Consider the following 16,623-nt stretch of genomic DNA (forward strand, 5'->3'; position numbering starts at 1 on the left):
CGGGGACAAATTCCTTCGAAGGAATTTGCAAATCTTCTCGAAAAGATTTGTGGCTCCCGGCGGAACAAGTCCAGCTTGCCGGGGATTTGATCAAACCATGGCCTGAACCCGGCCTTGCAACTGGACATGAGCCGCCCTGCGTGGCACCTGTCGGGAAAGCATAAGGAGGGCCCACCCATGCTCGATTCCGTGACCGATCTTGCGTCGCTTCTGAAAGACCCCTCGCTTCTGGTGACCAAGTCCTACGTCGCCGGTGAGTGGATTGCGGCAGACGACGGTTCCACCTTTCCGGTGACGAACCCCGCCCGGGGCGATGTGATCTGCCATCTGCCGAACCTTGGCCGGGCCGAAGCCGCCCGCGCGATCAAGGCCGCCCATGCCGCGCACCGCGAATGGGCCAAGCGCACTGGGAAAGAGCGCGCCCAGGTCCTGCGCAAGTGGTTCGACCTGTGCATGGCGAACCAGGACGACCTGGCCACGATCCTGACCGCCGAGATGGGCAAGCCTCTGGCCGAGGCCAAGGGCGAAATCGCCTATGGCTCCAGCTACATCGAATTCTACGGGGAAGAAGCCAAGCGCACCTATGGCGACATCATCCCCGGGCATCAGCGCGACAAGCGCATCCATGTGCTGAAGCAGCCGATTGGCGTGGCCGCCTCGATCACGCCGTGGAACTTCCCCAACGCGATGATCGCGCGGAAGGTGGCCCCTGCTTTGGCGGCGGGCTGCGGCTTTGTGGCGCGCCCGGCGGCGGAAACGCCGCTGTCGGCGCTGGCGCTGGCTGTGCTGGCGGAACGCGCTGGCGTTCCGGCGGGGCTGTTTTCGGTCATCACCTCGAAGCGGTCGTCGGACATCGGCAAGGAGTTCTGCGAGAACCCCTTGATCCGCAAGCTGACCTTCACCGGGTCCACGGAAGTGGGACGCATCCTGTTGAAACAGGCGGCGGACCAGATCCTGAAATGCTCGATGGAGCTGGGCGGCAACGCGCCCTTCATCGTCTTCGACGACGCCGATCTGGATGCGGCGGTGGAAGGCGCGATGATTTCCAAGTTCCGCAACAACGGCCAGACCTGCGTCTGCGCGAACCGGATCTATGTGCAGGCCGGGGTCTATGACGCCTTTGCCAAGAAGCTGGCAGTGGCGGTCGAGAAGCTGGCCATTGGCGACGGTCTGAAATCCGGGGTCACCACCGGCCCGCTGATCAACGCGGCGGCCGTGGACAAGGTCGAGGAGCATATCGCCGATGTGCTGGCGGGCGGCGGCAAGATCGTCACCGGCGGCAAGCGGCATGAGCTGGGCGGGACCTTCTTCCAGCCAACCGTGGTGACCGGGGTCAAGCCGGACATGAAGGTGGCACAGGAAGAGACGTTCGGGCCACTGGCGCCCTTGTTCAAGTTCGAGACCGAGGAAGAGGTGATCGAGCTGGCCAACAACACGATCTTCGGCTTGGCCTCGTACTTTTACGCCCGCGACATCGGCCGGATCACCCGGGTCCAGGAAGCGCTGGAATACGGGATGGTGGGGGTGAACACCGGCCTGATTTCCAACGAGATGGCACCCTTCGGTGGCGTGAAACAGTCGGGTCTGGGCCGCGAAGGCTCACGCCATGGCCTGGATGACTACATGGAACTGAAATACGTCTGCCTGTCGGTCTGACGGGTACCGGGACGGCGGCAAAGGGGGCGGTCTTCGGGCCGCCCCAATCGTTTCGGCTGTGCATTTGGGCAGGGTCCTCCCGCCGTTTTGGACCTCTGGCAGGTGCGGAGGCGATGCACTAGCTTTTCTGTTCGAGCAGCCATTCAAGGGTTTACCGATGCCGAACGATTATACCCCGCCGAAGGTCTGGAAATGGGAGCAGCCCTCGGGCGGTACTTTCGCCAACATCAACCGCCCGGTTGCGGGCGCCACGCATGACAAGGAGTTGCCGGTCGGCAAGCACCCGCTGCAGCTCTATTCCCTGGCCACGCCGAACGGGATCAAGGTGACGATCCTGCTGGAAGAGCTTCTGGAAGCGGGCCATGACGCGGAATACGACGCCTGGCTGATCGACATCGGCAAGGGCGACCAGTTCGGGTCGGGGTTTGTCGAGGTGAACCCGAACTCCAAGATCCCGGCGCTGATGGATCACGGCAACGGGCAGCGGGTGTTCGAGAGTGCCTCGATCATGCTGTATCTGGCGGAAAAGTTCGGCGGGGCGTTCATCCCGAAGGATGCGTCCAAGCGGACCGAGATGTTCTCGTGGCTGTTCTGGCAGATGGGCAGCGCGCCCTTTGTCGGCGGCGGGTTCGGGCATTTCTACGCCTATGCGCCCGTGAAAATCGAATATGCGATCAACCGCTACGCGATGGAAACGAAGCGGCAGTTGGACGTGTTGGACCAGCACTTGGCGACGAACGAGTGGATGGCGGGGGAATACTCGCTGGCCGACATGGCGATCTATGCCTGGTACGGCAATCTGGTGCTGGGCCGCGCTTACAATGCTGCCGAGTTCCTGGATGTGGAGAGCTACAAGAACGTCATGGCCTGGGCCAAGCGCATCGACGCGCGGCCGGGGGTGATCCGGGGGCGGAAGGTGAACCGGTCCTGGGGCGAGGATTGGGAGAAGCTGCCCGAGCGCCACTCGGCAGCTGATTTCGACGCGCTGCCAAAAGCGCCCTGACTTCTCTACAGGACGGATTGAGCCAGCCCGGGCCTTGGCCTAGGCTGGCTTTTCCATGTCTGGGGGGGAGCCATGACCAATCGCATCGCTGTCGTGACCGGAGCCGCCGGGGGGTTGGGGAGGGCCTTTGTCGACCGTTTGCTGGCCGATGGGCTGACCGTGGTAGGGGTAGACATCGACGGCCCCGCGCTGCTGGCGATGGCGGCGGACCGGGAGGGGTTTGTGGCCGAAGCCGTCGACCTGACGGATGCGGAGGCGATTGCCGACCTGTTCGACCGGCTGACCGCGCGGTTCGGGGGAGTGGACGCGCTGGTGAACAACGCCGGGACCTGTTTCATGTCGGACTTCCCGGACATCCCGGCCAGCGAGTTGGATCGGCAGATGGCGATCAATTTCTCCTCGGCCTTCCATTGCTGCCAGGGGGCGGTGAAGGCGATGGCTGGGCGGCCGGGGGTGCGGAAGATCGTCAACATCTCGTCCAATGGCGCCTACAACTTCGATGTCTTCGACCCGCCGCATTACCGGGCTTCGAAAGCGGCGATGGATACGCTGACAAAAGACCTGGCGCGGCGCTACGCGAAGGAGAAGATCGCGGTGAACTCGATAGCACCGGCGATGACCGAGACGCCCTTGTTCAACGTGCTGACCGAGGAGGTGCTGGCGAAAGCGATCAGCGCGATGCCGCATGGGCGGGCGATGCAGCCGGAGGAGATTGCCAACTGGGTGGGGTTCCTGATCTCGCCCGCCGGGGATGTGTCGTCGGGGAACGTGATCGTCCTCAATCAGGGGCGCGACGTCAGGTGAGGGGCCAAAATCCTTCGAAGGATTTTGCAAAAGTCTTCGAAAACTTTTGCGCGCGAGGGGGCGGATGAAGGTCACCATTCACAAGCTGTTCGATTACCTGCTGGAGACCACGTCCGCCGAGCCGCCGGAGTGCTTCATCGGGTTTTCGCTGGCCCGTTCGCCCCGGCTGAAGGATTTCCTGACCGACCTTGACCCCGAGCTGTCGTTGGACTGGAACGGGAAGAGCTTTCTGGGTCTGCCAGCCCTGCGGCAACGGGTGCTGGATCAGGCGGGGCTGGACCTGCCGCTGGACTCGGTCCTCATCACGGCAGGGGCGGCAGAGGCGAACTACCTTCTGTTCCGGCAGCTGGTGCAGGCCGGCGACGAGATCATCACCGAATCCCCCGGCTGGCCGCAGGCGGGGGTGATGGCCAAGGCCATTGGCGCGAAGCTGGTAGAGGTGGCGCGGGATGAGGCGCGGGGCTGGGGACTGGACCCCGAGGCGGTGGCGCGGGCGATCACGCCCCGGACGCGGATGATCTTCCTGACCAATCCGAACAACCCGACGGGGCGGTTGGTCCCGGAAGCCGATCTCCGCGCTCTGGCCGACTTGGCGGAACGGCACGGGATCTGGCTCGTGGTGGACGAGGTCTATGCGGGGCTGGAATGGGTGGGTGCCCGGTCGCCTTCCATCGCCGGAATGACGCGCTTTGGCATCACCACTGGGTCGGTGTCAAAGGCGCTGGGGCTGCAGGGGCTGCGGACCGGGTGGATGATCTGCCAGTCGCCGGACGTGATCCGCGATACGATGATCCTGCGCGAGAACGGGTCGGAGATCATGAATGTTCTGGGCGAGCACATCGCGGAGGTCGCCCTGCGGCCGGAGCGGCTGGCGGCGGCACTGGGGCGGGCGCGGGAGGACGGGCGCGCGACGCTGGACCTGCTGGACCGCTTCGTGTCCGATGAAGCCCGCCTGTCGTGGCACCGGCCCGAAGCGGGGCTGATCGGGTTGGCACGGGTCGAGGGCGTGGACGGAGAATCCCTGGCGCGGGCGCTCCTTAAGCCGCCCTATCGCACCTTCCTCTTGCCCGGATCGGCCTATGGCCTGCCGCATCACATCCGGATCGGGGCGGGGGGCGGGCCTGAAGCGCGGCTCAACGAAGGTTTAGAGCGGCTTTCGGCGGCGCTGCGCGACCTGGCCTGACTGCGCAAGTCACTGACATAAAAGGCGTTATCCGATAGCACGGGGGTGTTTTCCCCTAGCGTGGCACTGATTTTGCCTAGCGTGGCCCCGATGCCCATAACCAGTGGCATCGAACCCCGGACTGCCCGGGACCACACGAAAGGACACGACATGCTGCTCTCTGTCATGAACGCCAAGACCACCCTGATCGCCGGTCTGACCGCACTTTCCATCGCCGCCGTGCCCGCCACCCCGGCGCTGGCCTGGGGCGAGAAGGAGCAAGGCTTTCTCGCCGGTGTCGCCACTGCGGTGATCGTCGACGAGCTGTTGAAGAACAACCGCAAGGCCCGGTTGTATGACCGCGGCTATACCGCTGGCCCGACCTACGTCGAGCCCCGCACGGTCTATGTCGAGCCGCGCCACACCACCTCGATCTATTCGACCCCGGCGGCCCGCGCCTTCCAGAGCTATTCGCTGTCCGAACGCAAGGCGATCCAGCGCAACCTGCGCGCCTGGGGCTACTATCGCGGCGGGATCGACGGGTCCTTCGGCCCGGGCACCTACAACGCGATCACGGCCTATGCCCGTGACGAAGGCATCTCGCTGTCGACCACGGCCAAAGCCTATGGCGCCTATGACGGCATGATCTACTGATCTGGCAGTCGTGACCAAGGGTCCGGCCTCTGATCCGACCCCCGGCCTGGGCGACGCCCGGACCGGGGGTCTTTTCGTTCGGGGTAAGGATTTCCGTGCCAGATTTCTTGCCGAGGGTTCCAAGGATTGCCCCTTGGGTCGCGTCACAGGTAACGTGATGCTGATGGATACGCCCGACGAGATGCTGGCTACTGCCGCGGTTGGAGGAGACCGCGCGGCCTTTGCCACGCTGGTCGGGCGGCACTATGACCGCATCCACGGGCTTGCCTGGCGGCTGACCGGGGCGAAGGATCAGGCCGAGGACCTGACGCAGGACATCTGCGCGGCGCTGCCTGCCAAGCTGCGGAACTGGCGGGGCGAGGCGAAGTTCACCACCTGGCTTTACCGCGTGGTAGTGAACGCCGCGCATGACCTGCGGCGGCGGCAGGCGACGCGCGCAAAGGCCGCGCAGGGCTGGGGCGACTGGGAGATCGCGCGGCAGGACGAGATCAGCGCCGAGGCCGAAGCCCGGGACTGGCTGGCGCAGTCGATGACCGAGCTTAGCCCGGAACTGCGCGATACGGTGGCGCTTGTTCTGGGCGAGGAGATGACCCAGGCCGAGGCGGGGGTTGTGCTGGGCGTCAGCGAGGGGACAATCGCCTGGCGGATGAGCGAAGTGAAGAAACGCCTGCGGGCCATGGCCAGGGAGGACGCGAAGTGAGTGACGATCTCGACGACCTCCGGTCTGCGCTGAAGGCCGCGCCCGCCCCGGATGGGGATGCGAAAGCGCGGGCGATGGCCCTGGCGATGGAAAATTTCGACCGGCTCCAAGGATCGACCGATCCCGTCCGTTCCAGTGAGGACCGCCAAGGAGCGGCCCACCTGAACGGAGTACGTCGCATGCTGAACTACCTGACCTCCCGTCCTGCCCTTGCCATGACCACCTCGGCGGCCGCCCTTCTGATCGGGGTCGCGGTGATCCTGCCGGTGGCCGACCTGCGGCTTGGCAAGCCGACGGTTGTCGTCGAGACGAAAGAGACCGCTCTGCCCAAGATGTCCGAGCCGGTTGCCGATGCCGCGCCCGAGGCAGCCCCGACAGCGGACCTTGCCCCCGGTGGTGGCGAGGCCGTTGTGGTGACCGAAGCCGCCCCCACGGTGCCCGAGGCGGTTGCTGTGCCGAAGCCAGAGCCCGAGGTTGCGGCGGATGCGCTGGCCCGGACTGACGAAGGCATGGCGTCCTCTGCCGTGGAGGCCGAGCCTGCGTCCGAGCCGCTGGCCGCGTCCCCGATGACGATGGCGGAGGAGGCGGTACCGTCGGCGACTGAATCCAAGAAGATGTTCGACGATTCCGAAATGCGCCTGCGGGCCGAGGCTCCTGCAGAAGCGGATGGCTTGGTCGGCTACCTTGAGGCTCCGGCGGTGTCTGTATCGGACGCCCTGCCCGCCCCGGTCGAGAACACCGAGGCCTATTCGAACGAAGCTCCGCACCCGGTGAAGGTGACGGCGGAAGAGCCCGTCTCGACCTTCTCGATCGACGTGGATACCGCGTCCTATGCGGTGGTGCGGTCGTCGCTGACCGGGGGCTATCTGCCGACGCCCGACCAGGTGCGGATCGAGGAAATGGTGAACTATTTCCCCTATGCCTATGCGGCGCCCGAGGGGGATCAGGCCTTTGCCTCGACCATCTCTGTGATGCCGACGCCCTGGAACCCCGGCACGCGGCTGGTGACCATCGGCATCCAGGGGGCTTTGCCCGAAGTGGCTGCTCGCCCCCCCTTGAACCTGGTGTTCCTGATCGACACGTCCGGGTCGATGGAGGATGCGAACAAGCTGCCGCTGTTGAAGCAGTCCCTGTCCCTGATGCTGGCGGAGCTTCGGCCCGAGGATCAGGTGGCCATCGTCACCTATGCGGGTTCGGCAGGGCTGGTGCTGGAGCCTACGGCGGCGGGAGAGCGGGCGACGATCCTCGCCTCGCTGGACAATCTCGCGGCGGGCGGATCCACGGCGGGGGCCGAGGGGCTGGAACTGGCCTATCAGGTGGCCGAGGGGATGAAAGCGGAGGGAGAGGTCAGCCGCATCCTGCTTGCGACGGATGGGGACTTCAACGTGGGCGTCTCAGACCCCGAGGGTCTGGAGGCTTACGTCGCGAAGAAGCGCGAGACGGGGACGTACCTTTCGGTGCTGGGATTCGGTCGGGGGAACCTGGACGACGCGGTGATGCAGGCGCTGGCGCAGAACGGGAACGGGACAGCGGCCTATATCGACACCCTGTCCGAGGCGCGGAAGGTGCTGGTCGACCAGCTGACGGGGGCCCTGTTCCCTATCGCGGATGACGTGAAGATCCAGGTGGAATGGAACCCGGCCACGGTCGCGGAGTACCGGCTGATCGGCTACGAGACCCGCGCGCTGCGGCGTGAGGATTTCAACAACGACGCGGTAGATGCGGGCGAGATCGGGGCGGGTCGCCAGGTTACGGCGATCTACGAGGTGACGGCTCCGGGGTCGGAGGCGTTGCTGAACGACCCGCTGCGCTATGGGACGGCGACGACCGGGGATGCGACCGGCGAGCTGGGCTTCCTGCGGCTGCGCTGGAAGGCGCCGGGAGAGGATCAGTCGACGCTGGTCGAGACGCCGATCACCGGGACGGAGGGCGCGAGCGACGAGACTCGGTTCGCCGCCGCCATTGCGGGGTTCGGCCAGCTGTTGCAGAGGTCGGTCTATCTGGGCGACTGGGGCTGGGATCAGGCCATCGAACTGGCCGTCGCGAACCGGGGCGAGGATGCCTTCGGCTACCGGATCGAGGCGGTGAACCTGATGCGGCTGGCCGAGAGCCTGTCGGCGAACTGAACCACGCAGGGCCAACCGCTGTTCGGCGGGCCAAAATTTCTCGACGAAATATTTTGGCGCCCGGCCGGGGAGCGTGGTCACTCCAGCGCGCAGGAGAGGTCGGCGATCAGGTCGGCGGGGTCTTCAAGGCCGACGGACAGCCGGAAGACCCCCTCCCCCGCCCAATCCGTCCAACGTTGCAGCGCAGCGCCCTCCATCCGGAAGGTGCTGCGCTGGATTTCCTCGGTCCCGATATGGACGCAGATCGACCGCTGGTGGCCGAGCGAAAAGGCATAGTGGATCACCCGGAAGCGGGCGGCCATGCGGGCGGCGACCGTGGCGGGGGCTTCGCGGGTCTGGAAGGCGATCATCGCGCCGCCAAGCGCCATCTGGCGCTGCGCGAGGTCGCGTTGCGGGTGGTCCTCGGCCCCGGGCCAGGTGACGCGGGTCACGGCGGGGTGAGACTTCAGCCAGTTGGCCAACTGGCCCGCCGTGTCCGAGGCGGTGCGAAGGCGCGGAAACAGCGTGTCGAGGCCGCGGAGGATCAGCCAGGCGTTCTGGGCCGAGAGCGTCGCCCCCAGATAGACCCCTGCGCGGGAGCGGAGACGGGAGATGAGGTCCTTGCGGCCGATGACGGCCCCGCCCAGGGCATCGCCGTGGCCGTTCATGAACTTGGTCAGGGAATGGATCACGAGATCGACGCCATGGTCGAGCGGGCGCGTGATGACGGGGGTGGCAAGCGTGCTGTCCACCGACAAGAGCACTCCGGCCTCACGGGCGATGTGCGACAAGGCGGCGAGGTCGGTGAGGCGCAGGATCGGGTTGCAGGGCGTCTCGGCGTGGATCAGGCGGGTCGTGGGGCGCAGGGCGGCGCGGACGGCGGCCGGGTCGGTCAGGTCGCAGGGGGTGACCGCGATGCCGAGGTCGGGAAGGATGCGGGTGGCGAGTTCGTAGACGCCGGCGTAGCACACCTCTGACACGATCAGGTGGTCACCGGCCTTGAGGAGGGTCAGAAACACCGCAGCGGCAGCGGCGACGCCCGTTGCGGTCGCCAGCGCGTCTTCGGCGCCTTCCAGCCCGGCGAGACGTTCCTCCAGCGCGCGGACGGTGGGGTTGGTCCAGCGGGCATAGAGGAAGGGCTGTTCGGTCAGGTCCGCGCCCTCGGCCGAGAAGCCTGCGGAGCCGGGTGTGAAGGTGTTGTTCACCGAGGCGACGAGCGTCGGCGCGATGGCCCCGGTCACCGGGTCTGGGACAAGACCTGCATCGAGCGCCCGGGTGGCGGGGTGCATCTGGGCGGGGGGCAGCTTGGCAGACATGGGCGGGCCTTTCCTTTGGCCCTTCATCCGCCGCCCGTGCTGGGGGTTCAAGATGCAAAGAGCCCGGGAATGAACCCGGGCTCTGCAAGTGGACCTGCGGTTTCGGCCTTCGCTACGTCAGTTGACGGTTCCGGCCTTTGCCACGTCAGTTGACAGTTTCGGCCTTCGCCTCAAGCACCGGGGTCGCGGCGCTGCGCGAGATCTCGATGCGGCGGGGCTTCATCGCCTCGGGCACTTCGCGGACGAGGTCGATGTGAAGCATCCCGTGTTCATGCACCGCGCCCGCGACACGGACATGGTCGGCAAGGGCGAAGCGGCGCTCGAACGCGCGGGTGGCGATGCCGCGGTGCAGGTAGGTGCGCTCGGTTTCCTCGGCGGCCTTGCGGGCGGTCACGAAGAGCGAGCCGTCCTTCACTTCGACCGACAGCTCATCGGGAGTGAACCCGGCGACGGCGATCGAGATGCGGTAGGCATCCTCGGCGGTCTTTTCGATGTTGTAGGGCGGATAGGTCGGCTGGGCGACGTCGGTGGACAGCACCCGGTCCATCAGGTCGGCGATCCGGTCGAAGCCGACGGTAGCACGGTACAGCGGTGCGAAATCGAGGTTACGCATTGTCATCCTCCTGGAAGCGATGTCAGGGGCCCTCCCCTTCCGGGGCAAGGCGGGTAAACCCGGGCCCGTCATGGCACCCGGATGCCAGTGAAGTAGGAAACGGGAATTGGCCTTTCAAGAGGCCGGAAAGCAGCTGCGAAGATCAGGGCGAGACGAAGCGTGCGCCGCCGTCCGATCCGTCTGTCGACCCTGCGCCGCCCTGCAGGATGATGCGTTTGCCGGGCTTTCCGGGCATTCCCGTGCCGGGGGTCCCGATGGTCGCGTCCTCTGGCAGGTCGGCCACGCTGGTCGCATCGCCACGCCGAAGCGCTGCCTTCAGTTCATCCACAAGCTTCGGCAGCTGCATCCCGACCGAGATCCACTTGCCGTCTTCCTCATACCCGCCAGAGATGAGCGACACGATCCTTGCGCGGTAGCCCGACCGGTCCAGGACCGGCGCGCCGGACGACCCGAAAGAGACATCGCAGTCGACGCCGATCAGCACGTCCTGCCGGGCGACGATCCCGCAGACCCGCTGCCAGGACAGCGCCTCCTCGCGTCCCTCGGCATAGGAGACGACGCTGACCTCGTCGCCCGTGCCCGGGATGCCGATGGCAAAGGGTGAGATCACCGCGCTTGGGATCGGGGTCGCCAGTTCCAGAAGCGCCACGTCGATCCGGACCATCTCATGCGGGGCGGGATCAAGGAAGCGATAGTCGGGATCGACCACGGTGCGCAGAACGTCGGATTCGGCGATGGACTGGCCGTAGGAAAACCCGGCCCGGAAGGTCAGGTCAGCCGCATCGACCGGCGTTCCGTCCCGGTTGATCACGCAATGCGCCGCCGTCAGCACCAGGTCCGTGGCGATCAGCGCGCCGGTACAAAACCCGCCATCCTTGAAGTCGACGCGCCCCACCGGTTCCCAGCCGCGCAGGTCCTCGCGCGTGGTGAGTTCGTCCAGGCCCGAGTTTTCCTGCGCCGAAGCCATCCCGGCGCAGAGCAGGAGGAGAGCGGACAGCGCCCTCATGGCTTGACGAATTTCGCGCCGTTGCCGTTGCCGCCGGACAGGACCCGCACCCCGCCGGACTTGACGCCCGAATCCGTCTTGCTGGTTTCAAGCGCCGCCATCAGGGCGGCAAGCGGTTCGGCCAGCGGTACGGCCAGCGCGACCTTCTGGCCGTCGATCTCGGCCTTGGCAGAGATGACCGAGACGACCTGGGCCACACCGTCGCGGATGGAAAACACCGGAGCGCCCGACGATCCGAAATCGACGCTGCAGGTCAGGATCAGCGTCTCGCGGCTGTCGGCCAGCACTTCGCAGGCTTCCTGAATCGAGGGGGCCTCCTCGCGGTATTGCGCGTAGGACACCACATCGACGGCATCGCCCTCGACCGGGGTGGTGCCGGTCTCGAACGGCAAGAGCGAGGGCAGCCGGATCGGCTGACTGAGTTCGAGAAGCGCCAGGTCGTCGGTGACGCGGTCCAGCTTGTCCACGGCCGCATAGCGGTAGTCGGGATGGGCCACGGCGCGGCTGACCCGGCGATAGGCCACCGCCCGGCCATTGCGGAAGCCTGCCATGAACTCGATCTCTTCGGGGTGGATCTGCACGCCGGTGGTCTTGTCATACAGGCAATGTGCCGCGGTCAGCACCAGTTGCGGGCCGATGAGCGCCCCGGTGCAGAACCCCTTCTTGCCGATGATGAGCTTGCCGACAGCATCCCAGCCACGCGAATCGTCGGCGGTCTGCAGCCGGACCATGCCGGCCTCCTGCGCCCGGGCCGGTGACGGCCCGAGAGACAGTCCCAGCAGGATCGCCCCCAGGGTCAGAAGACCGGGGATCAGGTGACGCATGGAACCCCTCCCCATCCGCGCGGCCTTCAGCCTATGGGGTGAGTTTGGCGGATTTGCGGCCCTTTGCGCAAGTGCGGCCGTCGCCCCTACCCCTGAAGGCTGCGCGGCTGTGGCCCGCCGGTCGCCCAGTCCAGAAGCTCGACGGTATGGACCACCGGAATCGCGGTGCCCGAGCCGATCTGCATCATGCAGCCGATGTTCCCGGCGGCGATGACCTGGGGGGATTTCTCTTCCAGCGTCGCGACCTTGCGGCGCTTGAGATCGGCGCTGATTTCCGGCTGCAGCAGGTTGTAGGTCCCCGCCGAGCCGCAGCACAGGTGGCTGTCGGCGGGTTCCACCACCTCGAACCCTGCGCGCTTCAGCAGGTCCTTCGGGGCGGACTTGATCTGCTGGCCGTGCTGCAGGCTGCAGGCGGCGTGATAGGCGACGCGAAGGCCCTTGGGCGCGCCTTCGGGCAGGCCGATCTTCGCAAGCAGTTCCGAGACGTCTTTCGCCAGCCCGGCAACCGTGGCCGCATCCTCGGCCAGGGCCGGATCGGTGCGGAACATGTGACCGTAGTCCTTGACCGTCGTGCCGCAGCCCGAGGTGTTGATGACGATGGCATCCAGCCCCCCGGCCCGCTGTTCCGCCATGAAGGCGCGGATCGTGGCGGCGGCGTGGGCATGGGAGAGGTCCTCCTTCCCCATGTGATGCGTCAGTGCCCCGCAGCAGCCCTGGCCCTTGGCGATAACGACCTCACAGCCCAGTCGACGCAAAAGTCGAATCGTCGCGTCGTTGATGTCGGTGTTCAGCGCCTTCTGCGCGCAGCCGGTCATCAGGGCGACGCGCAGCTTCCGCTCGCCTTGCGCGGGGAACACCTGCGGGTCGTCGTTGCGGCTGACCGGAGGGATGGTCTTCGGTGCCATCGCAAGCATCGCCTTCAACCGGGCATCGGGGATCAGCCAGGCGAAGGGCCTGCCAAACTTCGCCGCCAGCAAGGCCAGCCGGAACCGCCCCGGATAAGGGATCACGCGGGCCAGCACCGCCCGCAGCATCCGGTCCATGAAGGGCCGCCGGTAGGTCTTCTCGATATGCGCGCGGGCGTGGTCGACCAGATGCATGTAATGCACGCCCGAGGGGCAGGTCGTCATGCAGGCGAGGCAGGACAGGCAGCGGTCGATATGCTTGACGGTCTTCTCGTCCGCCGGGCGCCCCTGCTCCAGCATGTCCTTGATCAGGTAGATGCGGCCGCGGGGGCTGTCGAGTTCATCGCCCAGCACCTGATAGGTCGGGCAGGTCGCGGTGCAGAAGCCGCAATGCACGCAGGACCGAAGGATCTGGTTCGCCCGCGCGATGCCGGGATCCGTGAGCTGTTCGGGGGTAAAGGTCGTCTGCATCAGCCCATCATCCCGCGGTTGAGGATCCCCCGGGGATCGAACTTCGCCTTAACCCCGGCGACCAGTGCGGCCACCTCGGGCGCTTCGGGCGGGAAGACCGGCCCGCCCTCGCCCTTGACCAGCGTGGCATGGCCGCGGCCGGCGACCGCCGCCGCCACCTCGGCCCCGTGCCCGGGATCAAGCAGCGCCCAGATCAGACCACCGCCCCAGTCCCACAGGGCCTCTGCCTCCAGCTGCGCCACGATCCCCGCTGCCGCCGTCGGCAAGGTCGCGATGCGCCAGACCTCGCCCGGCTTGCCCATAAGCGGGACCACGTCCCGCACCTCGCGCCAGAGGGCCGCCGAGGTTTCGGCTTCGACCACCGTCACCTCGCCCCCGACGCGGGCGCGCAATTGTCCGACGCGATAGGCCACCGAACCCGCCATCCCCTCGACCCGGATCAGACTGCGCCCGGAATGGCGCGCGGCCCCCGAGACATCGAAGGGCGAGCCCAACGCCACCCGAAGCGCCGCAAGACCCGCCTCGTCCCCCAGACCTTCGACGACCAGCGTCGCTTCGGCCTCAGGCAGGGCCTGGACCTTGAAGCTGACCTCGCTCAACACACCCAGTGTGCCGCGGCTGCCTGCCATCAGCTTGACCAGATCATAGCCGGTCACGTTCTTCATCACCCGGCCGCCATTCTTGACCACCGTCCCTGTCCCATCCACGAAGCGCACGCCAAGGCAGGCATCGCGGCAGGCCCCCACCTGCACGCGGCGCGGACCCGAAGCATTGGTGGCCACGACGCCGCCGATGGTCGACACGCCCTCGCGCCCCAGAAGCCCGCGCAGGTCGGGCACCTCGAAGGCCAGCCGCTGGCGCTCGCATGCCAAAGCCCGGTCCACCTCGGCCACCGGCGTCCCCGCGCGCACGACAAGGGTCAGCGCTCCGGGTTCGTACACCTCCACCCCCGACAGGCCGCCCGTCTCAAGCACCTCGCCCACGGCATGACCAAGGGTCCGCGTTCCGCCACCGCGCACAAGAAGCGGTCCGGTGGCCCCGGCCACGGCTTCTGCCAGTTCCGCTTCAGTTGTCGGTCGCATCATCTCCTCCCTCGGGCCAAAAATTTTCGCCGAAAATTTTTGGCCGCGTCATCCGGCGCGCCGGGTTGCTGTTGTGGCAAGGGGAAACACCTTGGCCGGGTTCAGCAGCCATTTCGGATCGAACACATCCTTGACCCGCATCTGCGCCTCCATGTCGGCAGGCGCAAACTGCACCGCCATCAGGTCGCGCTTCTCGATCCCCACCCCGTGTTCGCCAGTAAGGCAACCCCCAACCTCGACGCAGAGTTTCAGGATTTCCGCGCCGAAAGCCTCGCATTTCTCCAGATCGCCGGGTTTGTTGGCGTTGAACAGGATGAGGGGGTGCATGTTGCCGTCGCCCGCGTGGAAGACGTTGCCGACGTCAAGGCCGAAGTCGCGGCTCATTTCGCCGATCCGCTTCAGCACGAAGGGCAGCGACGACACCGGGATGGTCCCGTCCAGGCACATGTAATCGTTGATCTGGCCCATCGCCCCGAAGGCCGACTTGCGGCCCAGCCAGATGCGCTTGGCCTGATCCTCATCGGCAGCTTCGCGGAACTCGACCGGGTCATGCGCCCGGGCGATCTGCTTGATCCGGCCCAGCTGTTCGCTGATCTCCGCCTCCGACCCCTCGACCTCGATGATGAGGAGCGCCTCGCAATCCGGGTAGCCCGCCTTGGCGAAGGCTTCCGTGGCGCGGATGCAGGGGCGATCCATGAACTCGATGGCGACGGGCAGGATGCCCGCCTTGATGATGTCGCTGACGCAAGCCCCCGCGACCTCGTTCGAGTTGAAGCCCACCAGCACCGGCCGCGCGCCTTCGGGCTTTGGCAGGATACGGAGCCAGGCCTCTGTCACCACGCCCAACTGTCCTTCCGACCCGCAGACGACGCCCAGAAGATCCAGCCCCGCAGGTTCCCCCCACGGCCCGCCCAGCGTCACCACCGTCCCGTCCATCTTGACCAGCGTCACGCCCAGAAGGTTGTTCGTCGTCACCCCATACTTCAGGCAATGCGCCCCACCCGAGTTCATCGCGATGTTCCCCGCGATGGCGCAGGCCAGCTGGCTGGAGGGGTCGGGGGCGTAGAAGAACCGCTCGGCCTCCACTGCGCCGCTGACGCTCAGGTTCGTCCGCCCCGACTGGACGCGGATGAAGCGGTTCTCGTAATCCGTCTCCAGGACTGCGTTCATCCGCGCGACGCCCAGGATCACCGAATCCGCCGTCGGCATGGCACCCCCGGCAAGCGAGGTCCCCGACCCACGCGGTACAACGGGCACCCCCTCCTCCCAGCAGACCCGAAGGACGGCGCTGACCTCCTCGGTCGTCCGAGGCAGGACGGCGGCGAGGGGCGGGCAGCGGTAAGCGGTCAGGGCATCGCATTCGTAGGCGCGGAGTTCCTCGGGCGCGTCGATCACAGCGTCGGCGGGCAGGACGGCGCGCAGGCGCGAGATGATCCGGGCCTTGCGGGCGATCACGCTTGGGTCGGGCGCTGGCATGTCCATGATCTGTCCTCCGCTGACTGGTAAGAAAATATAACCAATTTCGCTGGCTGACAAGCGAAAACCCCAGACCTAGTGTTCACGCATGACGATGGACCTTGGCAGCCTCCCCACACTCGACCTCGTTCTTCTGGCGGGGTTGATTCTTTGCTGGCTCGTCTCGGGCTGGCTCAGCGAGCATCCGCCGCAAAGCCTACCCTCGGTGTCGATCCTGATGGAGGACTACCGACGCGACTGGATGCGCACGTTTGTCACCCGCCAGCCAAGAATCTTTGACGCGACCCTGATCGACAGCTTGCGGCAAGGGACGGCCTTCTTCGCCTCGGCCTGCATGATCGCCATCGGGGGCGGCGTCGCGCTGATCGGCAATGCGGCTGCGGTCCAGCGGCTGACCGATGAGCTGCCCATCGGGTCAGGCCCGGACGTCGCCCTGAAGATGCTGCCGGTGATCGGCTTTCTGGCCAATGCGCTGTTGAAATTTGTCTGGGCGCATCGGCTTTTCGGTTACTGCTCGATCCTGATGGCCGCCGTCCCGAACGACCCACAGGACCCGATTGCCTTCCACCGCGCCGGCCAGGCGGCGGACATCAACATCACCGCAGCGCGCAGCTTCAACCGCGGTCTGAAGTCGATCTACTACGCGCTGGCAGCGCTTGGCTGGCTTCTGGGTCCCTGGGGGCTTCTGGCCGGGACGGTGTTGGCCACCGGCATCCTGCTGAGACGGGAATTCGCAAGCCATTCACGCAAGGTGATCCTCGCCCGCGAGCCCTAGAGCCTGTCCGACAGACGTGGCGTCCGGTTCGGTCGGAAGACAGGCGACCACAGCGAATCTGGCGCTGAACC

15 protein-coding genes are annotated in these 16,623 nt (G+C 66.4%); 8 read left to right on the forward strand and 7 right to left on the reverse strand.

Features of this window, described 5'->3' with window-relative positions; all coding sequences use genetic code 11:
- Positions 1-177: 177 nt before the first annotated feature.
- The 7 genes from E8M84_RS09985 to E8M84_RS10015 all read left to right on the forward strand — a co-directional run bounded on the left by E8M84_RS09985 (position 178) and on the right by E8M84_RS10015 (position 8,105).
- Entirely contained in the window at positions 178-1,656 is a 1,479-nt protein-coding gene (locus E8M84_RS09985; RefSeq protein WP_137111067.1) for an NAD-dependent succinate-semialdehyde dehydrogenase, read from the forward strand.
- Positions 1,657-1,813: 157 nt separating this feature from the next.
- Entirely contained in the window at positions 1,814-2,659 is an 846-nt protein-coding gene (gene yghU, locus E8M84_RS09990) for a glutathione-dependent disulfide-bond oxidoreductase (RefSeq protein ID WP_137111068.1), read from the forward strand.
- Positions 2,660-2,731: 72 nt separating this feature from the next.
- Positions 2,732-3,463, forward strand: coding sequence for an SDR family NAD(P)-dependent oxidoreductase (locus E8M84_RS09995; protein ID WP_137111069.1), 732 nt, complete (start codon positions 2,732-2,734; stop codon positions 3,461-3,463).
- 64 nt (positions 3,464-3,527) lie between these two features.
- Positions 3,528-4,646, forward strand: a complete 1,119-nt coding sequence (locus tag E8M84_RS10000) for a pyridoxal phosphate-dependent aminotransferase (RefSeq protein WP_137111070.1) — start codon at positions 3,528-3,530, stop codon at positions 4,644-4,646.
- 150 nt (positions 4,647-4,796) lie between these two features.
- Complete coding sequence (locus E8M84_RS10005; protein WP_170971901.1) at positions 4,797-5,279, forward strand: peptidoglycan-binding protein; 483 nt, start codon at positions 4,797-4,799, stop codon at positions 5,277-5,279.
- A 163-nt stretch (positions 5,280-5,442) separates the two neighbouring features.
- Positions 5,443-5,979 (forward strand): RNA polymerase sigma factor, encoded by a 537-nt coding sequence (locus E8M84_RS10010; RefSeq protein WP_137111810.1) that lies wholly within the window; start codon positions 5,443-5,445, stop codon positions 5,977-5,979.
- Positions 5,976-8,105 carry a VWA domain-containing protein gene (locus tag E8M84_RS10015; RefSeq protein ID WP_240790347.1) on the forward strand — a complete coding sequence of 710 codons (2,130 nt, stop codon included), beginning with the start codon at positions 5,976-5,978 and terminating at the stop codon, positions 8,103-8,105. Before E8M84_RS10010 ends, E8M84_RS10015 begins: the two co-directional genes overlap by 4 nt.
- 77 nt (positions 8,106-8,182) lie before the next feature.
- On the opposite strand, the gene E8M84_RS10020 is transcribed toward E8M84_RS10015, so the two are convergent.
- From E8M84_RS10020 to E8M84_RS10050, 7 genes are all read right to left on the reverse strand, one after another.
- The gene (locus E8M84_RS10020; RefSeq protein WP_240790348.1) at positions 8,183-9,400 is read right to left on the reverse strand and encodes a PLP-dependent aspartate aminotransferase family protein; all 1,218 of its coding nucleotides are present in this window, start codon (positions 9,398-9,400) and stop codon (positions 8,183-8,185) included.
- Between the two features lie 145 nt (positions 9,401-9,545).
- On the reverse strand, positions 9,546-10,013 hold the full coding sequence (locus tag E8M84_RS10025) for an Hsp20 family protein (protein ID WP_137111072.1): 468 nt from the start codon (positions 10,011-10,013) through the stop codon (positions 9,546-9,548).
- 142 nt (positions 10,014-10,155) lie between these two features.
- The gene (locus E8M84_RS10030) at positions 10,156-11,019 is read right to left on the reverse strand and encodes a serine protease (protein WP_137111073.1); all 864 of its coding nucleotides are present in this window, start codon (positions 11,017-11,019) and stop codon (positions 10,156-10,158) included.
- Entirely contained in the window at positions 11,016-11,843 is an 828-nt protein-coding gene (locus E8M84_RS10035) for a serine protease (RefSeq protein WP_137111074.1), read from the reverse strand. Before E8M84_RS10035 ends, E8M84_RS10030 begins: the two co-directional genes overlap by 4 nt.
- 86 nt (positions 11,844-11,929) lie before the next feature.
- Positions 11,930-13,219 carry a glycolate oxidase subunit GlcF gene (gene glcF, locus E8M84_RS10040; RefSeq protein ID WP_137111075.1) on the reverse strand — a complete coding sequence of 430 codons (1,290 nt, stop codon included), beginning with the start codon at positions 13,217-13,219 and terminating at the stop codon, positions 11,930-11,932.
- A complete protein-coding gene (locus tag E8M84_RS10045) occupies positions 13,219-14,301 on the reverse strand; it encodes an FAD-binding protein (protein WP_137111076.1) in 1,083 nt (360 codons plus the stop codon). The genes glcF and E8M84_RS10045 overlap by 1 nt, the downstream gene beginning before the upstream one ends.
- Positions 14,302-14,349: 48 nt before the next feature.
- Entirely contained in the window at positions 14,350-15,783 is a 1,434-nt protein-coding gene (locus tag E8M84_RS10050; RefSeq protein WP_137111077.1) for an FAD-linked oxidase C-terminal domain-containing protein, read from the reverse strand.
- 82 nt (positions 15,784-15,865) lie between these two features.
- On the opposite strand from E8M84_RS10050, the gene E8M84_RS10055 reads away from it, so the two are divergent.
- On the forward strand, positions 15,866-16,552 hold the full coding sequence (locus tag E8M84_RS10055; protein WP_137111078.1) for a DUF599 domain-containing protein: 687 nt from the start codon (positions 15,866-15,868) through the stop codon (positions 16,550-16,552).
- Positions 16,553-16,623 lie beyond the last annotated feature (71 nt).

Origin of the sequence: Rhodobacter sp. SY28-1 (genome assembly GCF_005222785.1) — a bacterium.
Taxonomy (GTDB): domain Bacteria; phylum Pseudomonadota; class Alphaproteobacteria; order Rhodobacterales; family Rhodobacteraceae; genus Tabrizicola.